Annotated in this window: 19 protein-coding genes; 8 read left to right on the top strand and 11 right to left on the bottom strand. The window is 69.4% G+C overall.

Annotated elements, in window-relative coordinates:
- The first annotated feature begins 132 nt into the window (after window positions 1–132).
- Entirely contained in the window at window positions 133–993 is an 861-nt protein-coding gene (locus ACSQ2D_RS11440; protein ID WP_435986065.1) for an undecaprenyl-diphosphate phosphatase, read from the top strand.
- A gap of 59 nt (window positions 994–1,052) precedes the next feature.
- Here the strand turns inward: ACSQ2D_RS11440 and corA are convergent, their stop codons facing one another.
- A complete protein-coding gene (gene corA / locus ACSQ2D_RS11435; protein ID WP_435986064.1) occupies window positions 1,053–2,054 on the bottom strand; it encodes a magnesium/cobalt transporter CorA in 1,002 nt (333 codons plus the stop codon).
- Between the two features lie 111 nt (window positions 2,055–2,165).
- Between corA and ACSQ2D_RS11430 the strand changes: the two genes are divergently transcribed.
- From ACSQ2D_RS11430 to mshC, 4 genes are all read left to right on the top strand, one after another.
- Window positions 2,166–2,897, top strand: a complete 732-nt coding sequence (locus ACSQ2D_RS11430) for an MSMEG_4193 family putative phosphomutase (RefSeq protein ID WP_435986063.1) — start codon at window positions 2,166–2,168, stop codon at window positions 2,895–2,897.
- 10 nt (window positions 2,898–2,907) lie between these two features.
- Window positions 2,908–3,456, top strand: a complete 549-nt coding sequence (locus ACSQ2D_RS11425; protein ID WP_435986062.1) for a DUF3090 domain-containing protein — start codon at window positions 2,908–2,910, stop codon at window positions 3,454–3,456.
- The gene (locus tag ACSQ2D_RS11420) at window positions 3,440–4,249 is read left to right on the top strand and encodes an SCO1664 family protein (RefSeq protein WP_435986061.1); all 810 of its coding nucleotides are present in this window, start codon (window positions 3,440–3,442) and stop codon (window positions 4,247–4,249) included. Before ACSQ2D_RS11425 ends, ACSQ2D_RS11420 begins: the two co-directional genes overlap by 17 nt.
- Window positions 4,250–4,322: 73 nt before the next feature.
- On the top strand, window positions 4,323–5,579 hold the full coding sequence (mshC, locus tag ACSQ2D_RS11415) for a cysteine--1-D-myo-inosityl 2-amino-2-deoxy-alpha-D-glucopyranoside ligase (RefSeq protein WP_435986060.1): 1,257 nt from the start codon (window positions 4,323–4,325) through the stop codon (window positions 5,577–5,579).
- A gap of 111 nt (window positions 5,580–5,690) precedes the next feature.
- Here the strand turns inward: mshC and ACSQ2D_RS11410 are convergent, their stop codons facing one another.
- The 5 genes from ACSQ2D_RS11410 to ACSQ2D_RS11390 form a co-directional block, all read right to left on the bottom strand.
- The gene (locus tag ACSQ2D_RS11410) at window positions 5,691–6,260 is read right to left on the bottom strand and encodes a dihydrofolate reductase family protein (protein WP_435987850.1); all 570 of its coding nucleotides are present in this window, start codon (window positions 6,258–6,260) and stop codon (window positions 5,691–5,693) included.
- A 106-nt stretch (window positions 6,261–6,366) separates the two neighbouring features.
- Window positions 6,367–6,696, bottom strand: coding sequence for a hypothetical protein (locus ACSQ2D_RS11405; protein WP_435986059.1), 330 nt, complete (start codon window positions 6,694–6,696; stop codon window positions 6,367–6,369).
- 162 nt (window positions 6,697–6,858) lie between these two features.
- Complete coding sequence (locus ACSQ2D_RS11400) at window positions 6,859–7,392, bottom strand: GNAT family N-acetyltransferase (protein ID WP_435986058.1); 534 nt, start codon at window positions 7,390–7,392, stop codon at window positions 6,859–6,861.
- 79 nt (window positions 7,393–7,471) lie between these two features.
- Window positions 7,472–8,179, bottom strand: coding sequence for a tyrosine-type recombinase/integrase (locus ACSQ2D_RS11395; protein WP_435986057.1), 708 nt, complete (start codon window positions 8,177–8,179; stop codon window positions 7,472–7,474).
- Between the two features lie 557 nt (window positions 8,180–8,736).
- Window positions 8,737–9,141, bottom strand: a complete 405-nt coding sequence (locus ACSQ2D_RS11390) for a hypothetical protein (protein ID WP_435986056.1) — start codon at window positions 9,139–9,141, stop codon at window positions 8,737–8,739.
- Between the two features lie 192 nt (window positions 9,142–9,333).
- On the opposite strand from ACSQ2D_RS11390, the gene ACSQ2D_RS11385 reads away from it, so the two are divergent.
- Both ACSQ2D_RS11385 and ACSQ2D_RS11380 read left to right on the top strand, forming a co-directional pair.
- Entirely contained in the window at window positions 9,334–9,939 is a 606-nt protein-coding gene (locus ACSQ2D_RS11385; protein WP_435986055.1) for a DUF3995 domain-containing protein, read from the top strand.
- 133 nt (window positions 9,940–10,072) lie between these two features.
- Window positions 10,073–10,582, top strand: coding sequence for a hypothetical protein (locus ACSQ2D_RS11380; protein WP_435986054.1), 510 nt, complete (start codon window positions 10,073–10,075; stop codon window positions 10,580–10,582).
- A 79-nt stretch (window positions 10,583–10,661) separates the two neighbouring features.
- Here ACSQ2D_RS11380 and ACSQ2D_RS11375 read toward each other — a convergent pair whose 3' ends face one another.
- From ACSQ2D_RS11375 to ACSQ2D_RS11360, 4 genes are all read right to left on the bottom strand, one after another.
- A complete protein-coding gene (locus ACSQ2D_RS11375; protein WP_435986053.1) occupies window positions 10,662–11,093 on the bottom strand; it encodes a hypothetical protein in 432 nt (143 codons plus the stop codon).
- A 184-nt stretch (window positions 11,094–11,277) separates the two neighbouring features.
- A complete protein-coding gene (locus tag ACSQ2D_RS11370; RefSeq protein WP_435986052.1) occupies window positions 11,278–11,649 on the bottom strand; it encodes a hypothetical protein in 372 nt (123 codons plus the stop codon).
- A gap of 120 nt (window positions 11,650–11,769) precedes the next feature.
- Window positions 11,770–12,279, bottom strand: a complete 510-nt coding sequence (locus ACSQ2D_RS11365; protein ID WP_435987849.1) for an AAA family ATPase — start codon at window positions 12,277–12,279, stop codon at window positions 11,770–11,772.
- Between the two features lie 124 nt (window positions 12,280–12,403).
- Window positions 12,404–12,619, bottom strand: coding sequence for a hypothetical protein (locus ACSQ2D_RS11360; RefSeq protein ID WP_435986051.1), 216 nt, complete (start codon window positions 12,617–12,619; stop codon window positions 12,404–12,406).
- Between the two features lie 154 nt (window positions 12,620–12,773).
- Here ACSQ2D_RS11360 and ACSQ2D_RS11355 point away from each other — a divergent pair, with 154 nt between their 5' ends.
- Entirely contained in the window at window positions 12,774–13,295 is a 522-nt protein-coding gene (locus ACSQ2D_RS11355) for a GNAT family N-acetyltransferase (RefSeq protein WP_435986050.1), read from the top strand.
- 396 nt (window positions 13,296–13,691) lie between these two features.
- On the opposite strand, the gene ACSQ2D_RS11350 is transcribed toward ACSQ2D_RS11355, so the two are convergent.
- Window positions 13,692–14,411, bottom strand: coding sequence for a hypothetical protein (locus ACSQ2D_RS11350; RefSeq protein ID WP_435986049.1), 720 nt, complete (start codon window positions 14,409–14,411; stop codon window positions 13,692–13,694).
- Between the last annotated feature and the right edge of the window lie 235 nt (window positions 14,412–14,646).

The following is a 14,646-nucleotide window of genomic DNA, read 5'->3' as shown; positions in this document are numbered from 1 at the left end:
CTCCGCGCCGCTCGCCCACGACCACTCCCAGTCCACGTTGTGGATAGGGTGCGACATTGTGCCCAGCGGCCGCTCCCCGTCGGGACCAGCGGCCCGTCCCGTCCCTCCTGCGCAGAAGGCCCACCCTGACCCATGGCTGACCTCAGCTACCTCGACGCCGTCATCCTCGGTGTCGTCGAAGGCCTCACCGAGTACCTTCCCGTGTCCTCGACCGGCCACCTGACCATCACCGAGAAGCTCCTCGGCCTCGAGGTGAGCGACCCGGCCGTGACGGCCTACACCGCCGTCATCCAGCTCGGCGCGATCGCGGCGACGCTGCTCTACTTCTTCCGCGACATCGTGCGTTTCGCGCTCGCCTGGGTCCGCGGTCTCGCCAGCGCGGAGGGCCGCAAGGACCCCGACTACAGCCTCGCGTGGGCGGTCGTCATCGGCTCGATCCCCGTCGGGATCGTCGGCTTCGTCGGGCGCGACCTCATCTCGGGCGGGCTGCGCAGCCTCTGGGTCGTGGCGGCGGCGCTGCTCCTATGGAGCGTCGTCATGGTCCTCGCCGAGCGCATCTACGCCGGGTACGAGGCTCGTGGCCAGCTCCGTGGTGAGCACTCCGTGCGCCCGGTCGACGGCGTCGTCATCGGGCTCATCCAGTGCTTCTCGCTCATCCCCGGTGTGTCGCGCTCGGGCGCGACGATCTCGGCCGGCATCGCCCGCGGCATCGACCGCGTCACGGCCACCCGGCTCAGCTTCTTCCTCGCGATCCCGGCCCTCACCGCCGCCGGCCTCTTCCAGGCCGTCGAGGAGAAGGACGGGCTGTCGGCCCTCGGTGTCGGCCCGGTGCTCGTCGGCCTCGTCGTGGCCTTCGTCGTGGCCTACGCGTCGATCGCCTGGCTGCTGCGCTTCGTCGCGGGTCACACCCTGATGCCCTTCGTCTGGTACCGCGTGGTGCTCGGCGTCCTGCTGGCCGGTGTCCTCGCCGGTGGCGTCATCACCGCGACCTGACGTCCCGCACAGACACCGGACGGCCGGCTCCCCATCGAGGGGGCCGGCCGTCCGTCGTCCTAGAGCCAGCCCGAGCGCTTGAACGCCCGGTAGAGGCCGACGCACGCCGTGGCCATGACCGCGAGCACGAGGAAGTAGCCGTACTGGAACTCGCCGTCACCGAGGCGCACGCTAGCGGTCAGCTCGGGCATGTGCTCGAAGTTCATGCCGTAGATGCCGGCGATCATCGTCGGCACCGCGGCGATCGCGACCCAGGCGGAGATCCGCCGCATGTCCTCGTTCTGCTTGACCGAGACGCTCGCGAGGTGCGCCGACAGGACGTCGGTCAGGAGGCGGTCGTAGGACTCCACGTGGTCGTTGACGAGGCGCAGGTGGTCGGCGACGTCGCGGAAGAAGGGCAGCATCTCCTCGGTGAGCCCGCGTCCCCGGGCCCGCTCCATGAACTGGGTCAGCGTGTCGGCGAGGGGCTGGCTTGACCGGCGGAACTCCAGCACCTCGCGCTTGAGCCGGTAGATGGTGTTCGCGTCGCCGCCGATGTCGGAGGCGAAGACCTGCTCCTCGATCTGCTCGAGGTCCTGGCGCACCTCCCGGTCGACGACGAGGTAGTTGTCGACGACCGAGTCCATGACGGCGTGCAGCACCGTCATCGGGCCGTGGTCGAGCCGCTCCGGCTCGGTCTCGAGCCGCTGGCGCACGCCGGCGAGCGGGTTGCCCTCGCCGTGCCTGACGGTGACGACGAAACGGTCGCCGATGAAGAGCATGACCTCACCGGTCTCGATGTCGCTCGTCGCCTCGATGTAGCGCAGCGTCTTGAGCACGACGAACACCGACGACTCGTACTTCTCGATCTTGGCCCGCTGGTGCCCGTTGACCGCGTCCTCGACGGCGAGCGGGTGCAGGTGCAGCTCCTCGTTGACGAGGTCGAACTCTTGGTCGGTCGGGTCCTTGAGGCCGATCCAGAGGAAGCCGTCCTGGGTCAGGCGCAGCACGTCGAGCTCGTCGCTGAGGTCGCCGCAGCCCTGCCGCCGGCCGTTGCGGTAGATGGCCTTGTCCACGATCACATCTCCTACTTCACCACGTCCGCTCGTCGACGTCCCGCAGGCAGGCGCGTGCCGCGGGTGACGTGGTGGTGACGTGGGGTGGCGTGACGGGGCCGGGCTAGGGTGGCGCTCGTGCCCACCGTCATCTTCGTGCGCCACGGGCGCTCCACCTCGAACACCGCAGGCACCCTCGCCGGCTGGATGCCCGGGGTCTTCCTCGACGAGACGGGGGAGGCCCAGGCCGCCGCCGTCGGCCAGCGGCTCGCCGCGGCAGTGCTGCCCATCGTCGAGGTCGTGAGCTCACCGCTCGACCGGTGCGTGCAGACGGCTGACCTGCTGGCAGCCCCGCTCCCGGCGCACCTGGCCCGCAGCGTGCACGAGGGGCTGGGGGAGTGCCGCTACGGCGCGTGGACCGGGCGACCCATCGCGGAGCTCGCGAAGGAGGAGCTCTGGAAGGTCGTGCAGGACCGACCCAGCGAGGCGCGCTTCCCCGACTCGGCGGCATACCCAGCCGAGTCGATGGTGGAGATGCAGGAGCGCGCCCTGCGGGCCGTCCGCGAGACCGACGCGCGCATCCTCGAGACGCACGGCAAGGACGCCGTCTGGGTCGCGGTGTCGCACGGCGACGTCATCAAGTCGATCCTGTCGCACGCCACCGGTGCCCACCTCGACGACTTCCAGCGGATCAACGTCGACCCCGCCTCGGTGAGCGTCGTGCGCTACACGAGCCGCAAGCCGTTCGTCCTGCGGCTCAACGACGTCGGGGGTGACCTGACCGGCCTGCGACCGCCCGAGAAGCCCGCCGCCGAGGACGGCGACGCCGTCGTGGGCGGGGGCGCCGGAGCACCCGGAAGCGTCGGATAGGGTCGAGCGCATGACGGTCCAGGACTTCGATCCCGCTGACCGGTTCGTCGCCGGGACGGTCGGCCCGGCCGGCCAGCGGGCCTTCTACCTCCAGGCGAGCACCGGCCCCCTCGTCGTCACCGTGGGCGTCGAGAAGCAGCAGGTCTCGATCCTCGCCGACCGCATCAACGACGTGCTCGACCAGCTCGCGCCCGGCGCCGCGGTCGAGCCGGGGGAGCCCGGGGGTGCGCCGGAGGACACCGACCCGCTGCAGACGCCGTTCGACGAGGACTGGCACGTGCAGACCCTCTCGCTCGCGTGGGACGAGGAGTCGCAGAAGCTCGTCATCGAGTGCCACGACCACGACCCGGACGAGGTCGACGAGGACGCGGACGACGACGAGGTGGGCCCGCTCGGGCGCAACTCGATCCGGGTCGCGCTGACGCCGGCCGAGGCCCGCGCCTTCGCTCGGCGCAGCAACGCGCTCGTCGCCGCCGGCCGTCCGCCGTGCCCCTTCTGCGGCAGTCCGCTCGACCCCACGGGCCACATCTGCCCGCGGGCCAATGGCTACAAGCGCTGACGCGACCCCGGCGTCGGTCGACCTGACCGGCGAGCTCGAGGTCCTCGGGCGCATCACGGAGTCCTCGAACCTCGCGGTCGTGGCGCGCATCTCGAGCGTTCCCGGTGGCCACGTCATCTACAAGCCGGTCCGGGGGGAGCGCCCGCTCTGGGACTTCCCTGACGGCACGCTGGCCGGCAGGGAGGTGGCGGCGCAGGTGGTCTCGGAGCTCGGCGGCTGGCACGTCGTCCCCCCGACGGTCCTGCGCGACGGGCCCCTGGGTCCCGGGTCGGTGCAGCTGTGGATCGGCGACCCGTTCGACCCCGTCGACGACGACGTCGTCGTCGACCTGGTGCCGGAGGGGCGTACGCCCGACGGCTGGCACGCGGTCTTCGACGGCGAGACCCCGGCCGGCTCGGCCGTGACCGTCGTGCACTCCGGCGCCGAGGACGTCCGGTCCCTCGCCGTGCTCGACGCGGCCCTCAACAACTCCGACCGCAAGGGCTCGCACTGCCTCCGGGACCGGGAGGGGCGGCTCTGGGCCATCGACCACGGAGTGACGTTCTCGCCGACCCCGAAGCTGCGCACGGTGCTGTGGGGCTGGGCGGGGGAGCCGATCGCCGAGGCGGACCTCTCGCGCCTGGCTCGCCTGCGTGACGCGCTGGCCGACGACGAGCCGCGGCAGCGTCTCCTCGCGCTGCTCCCCGAGGACGACGTGGACGCTCTGGCCCAGCGGGTGAGGCGCCTCATCGACCGCGGTGTGCACCCCTTCCCGAGCCCGGACTGGCCGTCCGTCCCGTGGCCGCCGCTGTGACGTCACCCGCCGAGGGGAGCCCGCGGTCCTGACCGGTCCCGAGGCACGGTCGGCGCCGGGATAGAGTCTGCGCGTGAGAAGTTGGCCGATGCCGTTCATCCCCAAGGTTCCCGGCAGCGCACCCGAGGTGCGAGTCCGCGACACGGCATCCGGAGACCTCGTGCCCGCCGCGCGCGGCGACGTCGTCACCCTCTACGTCTGCGGCATCACGCCCTACGACGCGACGCACCTGGGCCACGCGGCGACCTACGTGACCTTCGACCTGCTGGGTCGGGCCCTGCGCGACAGCGGGCACGAGGTGCGCTACGTCCAGAACATCACCGACATCGACGACCCGCTGCTCGAGCGGGCCGAGCGCGACGGCGTCGACTGGAGGGACCTCGCGACGCGCGAGATCGCGCTCTTCCGCGAGGACATGACCGCGCTCGCCGTCATCCCGCCCGACGAGTACCTCGGCGCGGTCGAGAGCATCCCCACGTTCGTGCGCCCCGTCGAGAAGCTCGTCGCCGACGGCTGGGCGTATGCCGTGCCGGCCCCCGACGCGTCCCGCGAGGGTGCGCAGGACTACTACTTCGACGTCGCGAGGGATCCGCGCTTCGGCTCCGTCAGCCACCTCGACGAGGCCGGCATGATGGCGGTCTTCGCCGAGCGCGGCGGCGACCCCGACCGCGAGGGCAAGCGCAACCGTCTCGACGCCCTGCTGTGGCGGGCGCACCGTGAGGGCGAGCCCGAGTGGGACGGCGGCAGCCTCGGGTCCGGCCGCCCCGGCTGGCACATCGAGTGCGCCTGCATCGCGCTCGACCACCTGGGCATCCCGGTCGACGTCCAGGGCGGTGGCACCGACCTCGTCTTCCCCCACCACGAGATGAGCTCGGCGCACGGTCGCGCGCTCAGCGGCTCGGAGTCGTTCGCCGGTTCCTTCGTGCACCAGGGGATGGTCGGCCTCGACGGCGAGAAGATGAGCAAGAGCAAGGGCAACCTCGTGCTCGTCTCGCAGCTGCGCCGAGACGGCGTCGACCCGATGGCGATCCGCCTGGCCCTCCTCGCCCGCCACCACGCTCACGACTGGATGTGGACCGACGACCAGCTCGCCGAGGCCCAGCAGCGGCTCGCCACCTGGCGCGAGGCGCTGTCGGGCAACGGCGGACCGGTCGCCGACCAGACCGTCGACGACATCCGGGCGGCCCTCGCCGACGACCTCGACAGCCCCCGGGCGCTCGAGGCGGTCGACCGCTGGGCCAGCCAGTCGCTGACCCGCGGCGGCGACGACCCGGGTGCTCCGGGTGTGCTCGGCCGCGCGCTCGACGCGCTCCTCGGCGTGCGTCTCTGACCAGCTCTGGGGCGCTCGGGCATCTCGGTCACCGGGGCGGCGTCGGGAGGCTCGCGGCCGCGGTGCGGCTCGCGCGTGCACCGGCTGGCCCACGTGCCAGGCCGGGTCAGGTCACGCCGTTCCTCGCGTGGGCCGGTATCGCAGGGCGACCGCACCCGACCGGAACTCATGGCGGTCCACGAGCTCGAGCCGGATGCGCTCGCGCAGACCGGCGAGCAACGTCGGCCCGTGTCCGGCAAGGACCGGCTGCACCAGGAACACGTACTCGTCGATCAGGCCGAGGTCGGCCAAGGCCAGGGGGAGCGTCACGCCACCCACGAACAGGCCCTGGCCTGGCTCCTGCTTGAGCCGCTGGACCGCCTGCCCCAGGTCGCCTCGCACCAGCTCGGCATTCCAGTCGACGCCGTCCAGCGTGCTCGACACGACGTACTTCCTCGTCCGGTCGATGGCCTCGGCGAACGGGATCTCCCACTCATCCATCCAGTCGGGCCACGTGCCCGTGGCCGGCCGCCGCCACGCCGACGCCATCATCTCGTAGGTCACCCGGCCGAAGAGCAGGGCATCGGCTCGTTCCATCTCGGCGGTCCAGTAGCCCATCGACTCCTCGTCGGGGGGCAGCCCTGCCTCGTGATGGCAGCAGCCGTCGAGGGTGACGTTGATCGAGTATCGAAGTGGTCTCATCTCGTTGCTCTCCCTTGATGCGCGGCGCGTCTTCAACGGACGGTACCGAGAACTGTCGGCGTCATCTCCCGTCGCGCACGATCCCACCCACTCGACAGCGTCGTGCTCAGCTGTCCGTCGTGGCCGGCGCGTGGACGTACGTCACGCGCTTGCCCCATGCGTCGGCGTACGCGATCTCGCGCCGGGTGGCCTTTCCGACGTAGCCGCCGGGGTTCACGACTCGCACCTCGTCTGCGAGGTCGATCCGGCGGAGGTGCAGCTCTCCCAGTGAGCGGACGAGGGAAGGGTCCGGCACGGACACGTCGGTGGCCTCCGGAGCCAAGACGATCGCCAGATCGAGCGTCAGGCGCGTGCGCTCAGCCGCAAACTCTCTGCCGAAGCGCAGGGAACCGCAGAGACAGACGATCCTCGGGCGGTCAACGGCCACGTCGGACATGAACACCTCTCAAGAGCCAAGGGACCGGAAGTCTCTCATGATGCCGGGACGGGCAACCTGGGTGAAGCGCGGTCGTTCCCGCAACGGCACGTTCGCCCAACGGCACGATCCCTCGGAGGGCGGCACGTGCGTACGTTCGCTCGGTGTGCGGCACGATGCCGCTCATCGCTCCGAGGCCAGCTCGAACAGTTCGCTGGACATGTCCAGGTATCGGGTCGTCGTGCCCCGGTGGCGCATGCCGATGCGCCGGCATACGGCCTGCGAAGCGTGGTTGTCGGGGTGGGTCACGGCGATGATCCGGCCTTGGCCGCGGGCGAAGGCGGCGGCGGACACGGCGGCGGCGGCCTCGGTCGCGTATCCGCGCCCCCAGGCGTCAGGGTGCAGGTGCCATCCGATCTCGACCTCGGCAGGGTCCGACGGCTCTTCGCCTGTCGACAGCGGGATGGGCTTGAGCAAAAGGTTCCCGAGCCGTGCGCCGGTCCGGTCGGTGATGACCCAGATGCCATGGATGGGGTGCGCGCTGGTGGTACGGCGGCGTTCGATGGAGGCGACCGCCTCGTCGTGAGAGGTCATGGTCGTCGGGTCGGCCCCCAGGTAGCGCACCACGTCCCAGCGACCCTCGACATCAAGAAGGAAATCTGCGTCGTCGGCATCCCACGGTCTGAGAATCAGTCGCTCTGACGTGATGGTTCGCATGGACGCAACCTAGTGATCGGCGCGAGCCGCGTCGCCGGACAACCACGCAACGTCCGCTTCTCGGCGCGACCGTTGGCCGTCACGTCCCTGAGGCCATGTACGCGGCGAGGATGTAGTTGGGGTGACGGTCCAGGTTCTTCCGAGCTCGGTCGTAGCGCATCGTGGTGCGTGGGTCGGCGTGCCTGGCGGCGATCTGGACGTCGCGCAGGTCGACGCCGGCGTCGAGCATGGTGGTGACGAAGGTGTGGCGCAGCATGTGTGGGTGCATTCGTGCTGCGTGGACGCCGCCGGCTTCGGCGAGGTGGTGCAGGCGTCGGGTGCCGCAGTGTCGGTCCATCCGGGTGCCGCGGCTGGTGCGCAGGATGGGGCCCGCCATTCGGGCGTCGACGGCGCGCTCGATCGCGCGGGCCACGGCAGGTGGCAGCGGAGTGAGGACGACCGTGCCGCCCTTGCCGTTGACGCGCAGGACACGGTGCCCGTGTTCCTCGCCGAGGTCCTCGATGTCGGCTCCGCAGGCCTCGAAGATGCGAAGGCCGAGCAACCCGAGCATCGCGACCAGGGCGAAGTCGTTGCAGTTCGCTGATGCACGGGCGGTGGCGAGCATTGCCTCGAACTGCAGATGGGTCAGCCCGAGCGTGGGTGACTCGGCGGGCACGTTCGGGCGTCGGACGTGCTCGGCCGGCGAGTGGGCCAGGACTGCGTCGATGACGCAGGTCCGGTAGAACCCGGCGACGACGGCGATGCGTCGGCTGACGGTCGAGGGCTTGTAGCGGCGGGTCTCCTGCATCCAGCGGATGTAGAGCTCGAGGTGGGGTCGTTGCGCAATGAGGGGGTCCAGGCGGTGACTGGCGCACCACGTCAGGTACGCGCGCAGATCCGACTCGGTGTGGACACGGGACTGGCTTCTGAACCGGGCCAGGTAGGCAGCCACAGCACGCCGGAGCGAGTCTGACTCAGGAGGTAGCGGGATCGGGACCAGGACGTTCTCGTAGGTACTCATCCACGAGCGTGGCCCGAGTCTGGCCTTGAGGCAAGGGCCCGCACCGTGCCCATCGCAGCCACGTGCGTACGTTGCCGACGATGACGAGAATGCCGTTGAGCAGGCGGACCGCCGCTGGGAACATCGGCGCGTGACAGATCAACTCTCCAGGGCCCGAGCTGACCTTGCGAGCGGCCGTGCCTGGAAGGCCCGCGACCGGCTCCACGGTGTACTGCGCGACCGCCAATACGCCGAGGTTCTCGATCTCTTGGCCACGGTCCGTCGCGGGCAGGTGACGGGCACCCTTGAGGCAGAAGTGAGGACGGGGCGACGAGCGGTCGCGGGTCCTGGGTCTTCGCCCGAGCTCACGCAGTCGTGGTGGGAGCCGATCGTGTTCGGCTGGCCCAGACATCGAGCCACGTCGGGGCACCGTGGCGGTCGGTGAACGTCGGAGGTGGGCCGGACCGCAGTTCTCGGAGCTGGTTCTCCGGAGCCCACGCCGGGGTGCAGTCGCCGTAGGCGCCTCCGCACCCGCAGGCCTCGGAGACGATTGCGGCACCGGCCTCGAGCAGACGCTGCGCCTCCTCTTCGGTGATGTCTTCCGCCACGAGTCTCAACGGGTTGCCGCTCGGGTCGAAGAAGTCACCCGCGCCATTGAAACGTCCGGGCCGGGGCGCGTGCAGGCCCTTCCGGGAGGCATCGCTGTGTGACCAGGTCGGCTCCTTGACCAGGTCGGCGAAGGTGGACCCGGGCTGCTTGCGCTTCCGCATGCTTGATGGTGGCACGCACCATTGCGGTGCGGTGACGGCGTAGCAGGACGCCGTCACCGCCGCACGACCAGATGTTCCGCTCTTGTCGGCGTTCGGGTCGGGACGCCCCCTACGATGCCCACGTCGGACCAGGGCCAGCTGGGGGATCTCACCCATCCCTGCCGCATGCCAGGAGCACCTAGTGTCGACGACATGCACCGCGCCTCCCTGACCTGGTTCACCATCGCCGCCGGCGTCGGCACGGTGCATGCTGCGGCAAGCCTGTACTGGGCTCTGGGTGGCGATGCGCTCGCAGACACCGTCGGGGCCTGGGCGGTGGCCTGGCGCGCCGGCTCTCCCGTGGCTGCCGGGTTCGCTCTGGCTGCCATCGGTCTTGTCAAGCTGACCGCCGCGTCAGTGCCATGGATCTCTGCACGCTCTGGAGGCCCGCGTGGGGCGCTGCGGCTGCTGTGCTGGGCTGGCTCCGTCCTGTTGGTGGCGTACGGGTTGGCCAACACGGCCGTCGCCAATCTCGCCCTCGTCGGCGTCGTCGGCTCGGTGGACGACCTCGCAGCGACGCGGGGTCACGCCTGGCTGTGGGACCCGCTGTTCCTGGTGTGGGGGCTAGTACTCGGGGTCGGCCTGTGGCAGACCCGACGCCGGCTCGCCAGGAGAGAGGTGACCCTCGCGCTGACCCAAGGGGATGTGCGCTCAGATCAGGTCTGCGACCAGAACCGCCCCGGCGCTGCTCCTCTCGGCCGCATCGACGATGCCGAGCCGTCCTCTAGCTCAGCGTTCGCTGGCGGCGTACCGCTCTAGGTGCACGACGCGCGACCTGGGAATGTGAGGACGGTTCCGCGACAACCTGACGAGCGCTTGGGACGGCACCGGGATGTTCTCGTGCTTCCGCGCCCGGGCCGAAGGATGTTTCTGCCACTGGCATACTCGCGTCGTGCCGAGCGATCGCTTGGAGTACTTGCTCCTTCTGGATGGGCTGGACAACGACACCCTGTGGGCAGCCAGCAGGGTGGCGCTCAATCTTGTTGAAGTGGACATGGCAACAGCTCAGACCGACATTCCGTGGAGCACGCGCGACACGTGGCCTGCAGAGGCAGTGAAGGCAGCGGCACGGCTGCGAGATCGCTTCGTGCCAGAGCAGGACCGCCAGAAGCCGTACATGATGACCGACGTCACGTCGACTGAAGACCCCGGAACGCGCGATGACTTCATCGCTGTAGCGCCACATGCCTACGATGCGACGTTTTGGCGGTCCGACTACGCCGAGGTTGCCAGTCTGGCCGACGAGGGAAGCTGCCTCGCGATCTGGCTTGCCGATGAAGACCGCGAGACCATCGCTGAGCTGATCGGAGCCGATCGGGTGGTCGCCTTGGCCGAATGGAATAGGTCGCACCCCTCGCTTTGGCGCACCTTTCTCGCCGGGCCTAACACGCCTGGCGACTAGGCGCAGGAGGCCCATGCCCTTGGAGCGGACCATTGCTTCCTGCGGCATGGGTCGGACGTCCCGTCCTCAACGCGCCAGTTCAGTGCGTCGGCGACGCTGTCATGGGTTCCGAGACCTCGAGAACGAGGCCGGCGAGGCCGAGAGCGACGAGTAGCACCGATGGCGGCAGCAGAGGAGAGCGCCAGGGGTCGCCGTAGCTTTGCACCGCGACAATCACCCCTGAGGCCAAGGTCGCTCCGGCTACCAGTTCGACGATGCTGAGGATCAACGAGGGGCGGTGACGATCCCTTCGTCCAGGCCGTAGGACCATGGCTGCCGTGTACGTGAAGACTCCTGCGGCGAGCGCGAGCAACACCCCCAGTGGGAGAACCACTCCGCCCAGTTCGGCGCCGGAGTCTGCACCGGCGACGATCATCACTCCGGCGAAGACCAACGCCGCCCCACCAACCAGCAGGTGGCCGACGCCGATGATGCCTCGTGCGGCGCGTCGGAACCGCTGGGCGGTTGCCATGACTCATGGAAGCACAGGGGCACGGCGGCGACCACGAACACGCGTACTTGCCGTCCGTGCCAAACGAGACGACGTCTGGCTTCCCAACGACGATGCGTCGGTACAACGGGTCGCGGAGAGCGGCTGGAGCGGCTATCCGAATGGCCGTCGAGCGGGCGCTACGCCGGCTGCGAGCTAGTGGGCTTCATGCCTGGGGCCCATTCGAGAAGGTGCCGCTGATGTCGTTCCAGTGATAGTTGTCCCGCCAACCAGCGTCGCCGTCTCCACTGTGTTCCTGCAGCCAGCTCGTGAAGGCCGCAGCCACGCGTTCGCGGGACACGGAGCGCGTCTGCACGTGGGTGTGAACCGAACCATCCCGGAGCTCTAGTTGGTAGCTGCCGTCGGAACGTAACCAGACCTGGATGTATACCTCCGGCTGGTCCATGCTCTCGAGAAGAGCGTGACCGTCCCTGGGCAGTGACTCGATGACGCCCAACACAACCTCGGGCTTGGGTGCGCGCAGAACCCGGCGTCCCGGAGTCGTCAGTCGGTAACGCTGCTGAGCGGCGCGAGTCATGGTCTCGATTGTGCTGCCCTTGGGACCCCGGTCCTAGCAGTATCGGCACCCGTGTTCGCGCACCGGCAGGATCATTCGCAGACGGCGCGTCCCGCCCTCAAAGCGGCAAGGCGGACGTCGTTAGGAAGACGGATGCACTGCCAAGAGAGCGATCAGGGCGTCGCGAGAGTCGATGGTCTCGATGAGGATGCGAGGCCCGTCCCGCTCTGAGTCCCACGGCACCCAGACTTGGGTCTCGACCTCGTGCCACGCCGGGAGGTGGTGGTCAGGGATGTCGCCTGTTCGAGCTTCGACGCGGCGACGGTGCTCGATCTGGTCCGGCAGCCAAGTCTCGACCTGCAGCAGTTGAGCTCTGCCACGGTGGGCCGTTTTGCGCCATCCCGCCCGAGCTTCTGGAACCGGGTTGACAGCGTCAACGACGACATCGAGGCCGAGAAGGAGGTTGGAGACGGCGAGCTCATGGATCACGGCGTAGCCCTCTATGCCGACGGGGAGGCCGGTCCGTTGAAGCGCTGTCTCTGCCGCATCCACTCGCAAGTAGCACGCCCGCAGACGGCGGGCCAGAGCAGTCGCCAGCGTGGTCTTGCCAGTGCCTGGCCGCCCCGCCAGGACGGTCAGGGTTGGAGTCACAACGGCGGGCGGGGTCGGCGTCGCGTCCACCTGGCCATCCAAGCGTGTGCCGGCTGGGCCGTCACATCCAGCGGCATTGCCGGTGGGCGACGCCGCCCTTGACGCGGCATGACCGGGCAATCCCTCATTCGCTGAGTCCTACCTCGAAGGACAGCTTGGGGCCGAGCAGCGTCCTGAGCCGGTCACGGCTCGCCGGCGAGACCTCATGCAGCACCGCTGCGACCTCTTCGAGTGCTCGCACATCATCATCGGCGGTGAAGGTGTCCTCGCGTTCGTCGATGTAGTCGACGAGTACGCGCAGGGCGCGGGCGAGTAGTTCTTCGAGGTCGTCCGCGCCCATGGCACAGACAGTAGCTGGCTCTTCAGCGTCCGTAGGCCGTCGAACTCAGTGCCCTGTCGGCGGCACGTGCGGACGAGTCCTGACGGCCTGTTTCTAGACGTGAATCTGGGAGTCGTGTGTCGAGCCGCCAAGAGTTCGTGTGATGCTGGCCGCCATGACGGTTCACCCCGGGATTGTCGTCGCACGCTGGACAGGTCACGGCGCATCCTCTGAGAGCGAGCTCGCGGGGTTGCTGGCTGCCTACCATCTTCAGACCGAGGCGGAGAAGGGCTCGGCCGTTGTCGATCTAGTCGAGTTGCCAGAGCGATATCGGGCCGAGGTCCTGGAGCCCAGCGCTGCGTTCGCCGACGACATCGTTTTGGTGGCGATGAGCGGGGGAGTGGCTGTGGGCTGCGCGGTGGTGACGGCACCGGCCCAGCGACGCACGGAGATCAAACGGTTGTGGGTGGACCCGGCTGTGCGTGGCCGAGGTGTCGCGTCGGCCCTGGTCAAGGCCTGCCTGGAGCATGCCGCCGATGTCGGCGTCGACACCGTTCGACTGTCGGTGTGGGCGTGGCGGACGGATGCCCTCCGGGTCTACGAGCGGATCGGCTTCACCGTGGTCGACTCCTGGGACTCGCGGGACCGACTGGTGTGCATGGAGCAGGCTGTGCACCCCTCCAGGATTCGCTCCTGAGCCGAGGTCCGCCGTGGCCCTCGAAAGTGGCGACAGCTGCGCTGCCGCGCACGAGTGGCAGAGAGCCTCGCGGATGAGTGTCGCTCGTGCTGCTCGCGGCAGAAGCGGACGTTCCTCGATCGGTTCTTCGTCAAGGCCGGTAGACCGGACCGCCGCCCGTGTCGTCACACTCGTCGGCCGCCGTCTGACCTGCCGTCGGCTGAGCGCAAGCGTCCTGAGACGCACCCCCTGCCGGGCACGCGCCAAGGCCAAGGGCTGCTCCTATAGCCCAGCCCGCAACCAGAAGCCGTCGTGTCCTGGAGCTCATGAGCAGACCTACGGCTGGCGGCAGTCGATCTGGCCGACGCGCTATCTGCGCATGGTCGGACGTTTCGCGCGACAGCCCGTCCGCCACGTTCAGCGAGTGGTGACGCTCGGCGCGACCGTCGGCACAAGGATCTCCGCCCCGGTGTGCGGTGCAAGTTGACCTGGGGCGCCGACGTACGCGTACACCCGGCCGGGTGAGGGCCGCAGCACCTGGGTCCGGGCGAAATCCCGGACCGTGGCGGCGTCTGGCCCTCGGACGTATATCGCGAGGTCCTCATTCTCGAGGAACGGGCCGTGTACGGTCACTCCCGCGGCCGCGCCCCTTGCCGTGGCGCGCTCGAGGGTTTGGGGCAGCGCGCGCCACCAGGCGACCACCGAGTCCTCCGTCCCGGAGGAATCGAGGACGAGCCGGACCTCGACGTGGCCGGGAGGTACGGGCAGCCGCGGGTAGCGGGGTGCTTCCGACAAGCCCTCGGTTGTGATGGTCCAGGTGTCCGATCTGCAGGCGCCCGTGCGGCGCGCCACCACCGTGCCCTGCAGGTCGCGAGCCACCAGTCGGTCCTGTTCGCACGCACCTTTGCCGGCCGCCGGCCAGATCCCCGAGTTGCCCCACACGAGCCTGCTCGACCGCCACCCCGGGGAACTCACGACGTCGGCCTGCTCGATGAGCAGCGGGCGACCGCTCTTGTTGGCGACGTTCAGAAACGGATACGGCTCCTGCATCGCGAAGGAGAGCAGGACCAGCATCGCGAGGTAGCCGGCGACTCCCACTCCGATCACGATGAGGCCACCTCGCAGCACTTGATCCACGGCGTTCTGACTCCGTCCCATCGGATCCCCCTGTCCCTGTCCCTGTCGGTCAAGATAGGAGTGCCAGCCGGTCAAGTGTGCAGACCAAGGCAGTACCGTGCGGCAATCGTGACCTAGCAGCCAATGGCCGCACGCCAACGTGAGGTCCTGCCACGCGGGGACCAAGGAGCGCTCAACCGAACGTCCGCCATTCGGCACGATCGCGCGGGCAGCGGCAGATTCGGATGAGTGGATC

It is taken from the genome of Terrabacter sp. LjRoot27 (assembly GCF_964254175.1).
GTDB lineage: Bacteria > Actinomycetota > Actinomycetes > Actinomycetales > Dermatophilaceae > Terrabacter.
Note: the sequence above shows the minus strand (reverse complement) of the source record. Positions and strands in the feature narration are given on the sequence as shown.

Excerpts from the sequence above, each read along its gene's own strand:
- ACSQ2D_RS11360 (WP_435986051.1), bottom strand. The coding sequence starts at position 12,619 with ATGGGCGCGGACGACCTCGAAGAACTACTCGCCCGCGCCCTGCGCGTA.
- ACSQ2D_RS11410 (WP_435987850.1), bottom strand. The coding sequence starts at position 6,260 with ATGAGACCACTTCGATACTCGATCAACGTCACCCTCGACGGCTGCTGC.
- ACSQ2D_RS11390 (WP_435986056.1), bottom strand. The coding sequence starts at position 9,141 with ATGCGGAAGCGCAAGCAGCCCGGGTCCACCTTCGCCGACCTGGTCAAG.
- ACSQ2D_RS11405 (WP_435986059.1), bottom strand. The coding sequence starts at position 6,696 with ATGTCCGACGTGGCCGTTGACCGCCCGAGGATCGTCTGTCTCTGCGGT.
- ACSQ2D_RS11440 (WP_435986065.1), top strand. The coding sequence starts at position 133 with ATGGCTGACCTCAGCTACCTCGACGCCGTCATCCTCGGTGTCGTCGAA.
- ACSQ2D_RS11400 (WP_435986058.1), bottom strand. The coding sequence starts at position 7,392 with ATGCGAACCATCACGTCAGAGCGACTGATTCTCAGACCGTGGGATGCC.
- ACSQ2D_RS11375 (WP_435986053.1), bottom strand. The coding sequence starts at position 11,093 with ATGGCAACCGCCCAGCGGTTCCGACGCGCCGCACGAGGCATCATCGGC.
- ACSQ2D_RS11355 (WP_435986050.1), top strand. The coding sequence starts at position 12,774 with ATGACGGTTCACCCCGGGATTGTCGTCGCACGCTGGACAGGTCACGGC.
- ACSQ2D_RS11370 (WP_435986052.1), bottom strand. The coding sequence starts at position 11,649 with ATGACTCGCGCCGCTCAGCAGCGTTACCGACTGACGACTCCGGGACGC.
- ACSQ2D_RS11395 (WP_435986057.1), bottom strand. The coding sequence starts at position 8,179 with ATGCAGGAGACCCGCCGCTACAAGCCCTCGACCGTCAGCCGACGCATC.
- ACSQ2D_RS11425 (WP_435986062.1), top strand. The coding sequence starts at position 2,908 with ATGACGGTCCAGGACTTCGATCCCGCTGACCGGTTCGTCGCCGGGACG.
- ACSQ2D_RS11385 (WP_435986055.1), top strand. The coding sequence starts at position 9,334 with ATGCACCGCGCCTCCCTGACCTGGTTCACCATCGCCGCCGGCGTCGGC.
- ACSQ2D_RS11420 (WP_435986061.1), top strand. The coding sequence starts at position 3,440 with ATGGCTACAAGCGCTGACGCGACCCCGGCGTCGGTCGACCTGACCGGC.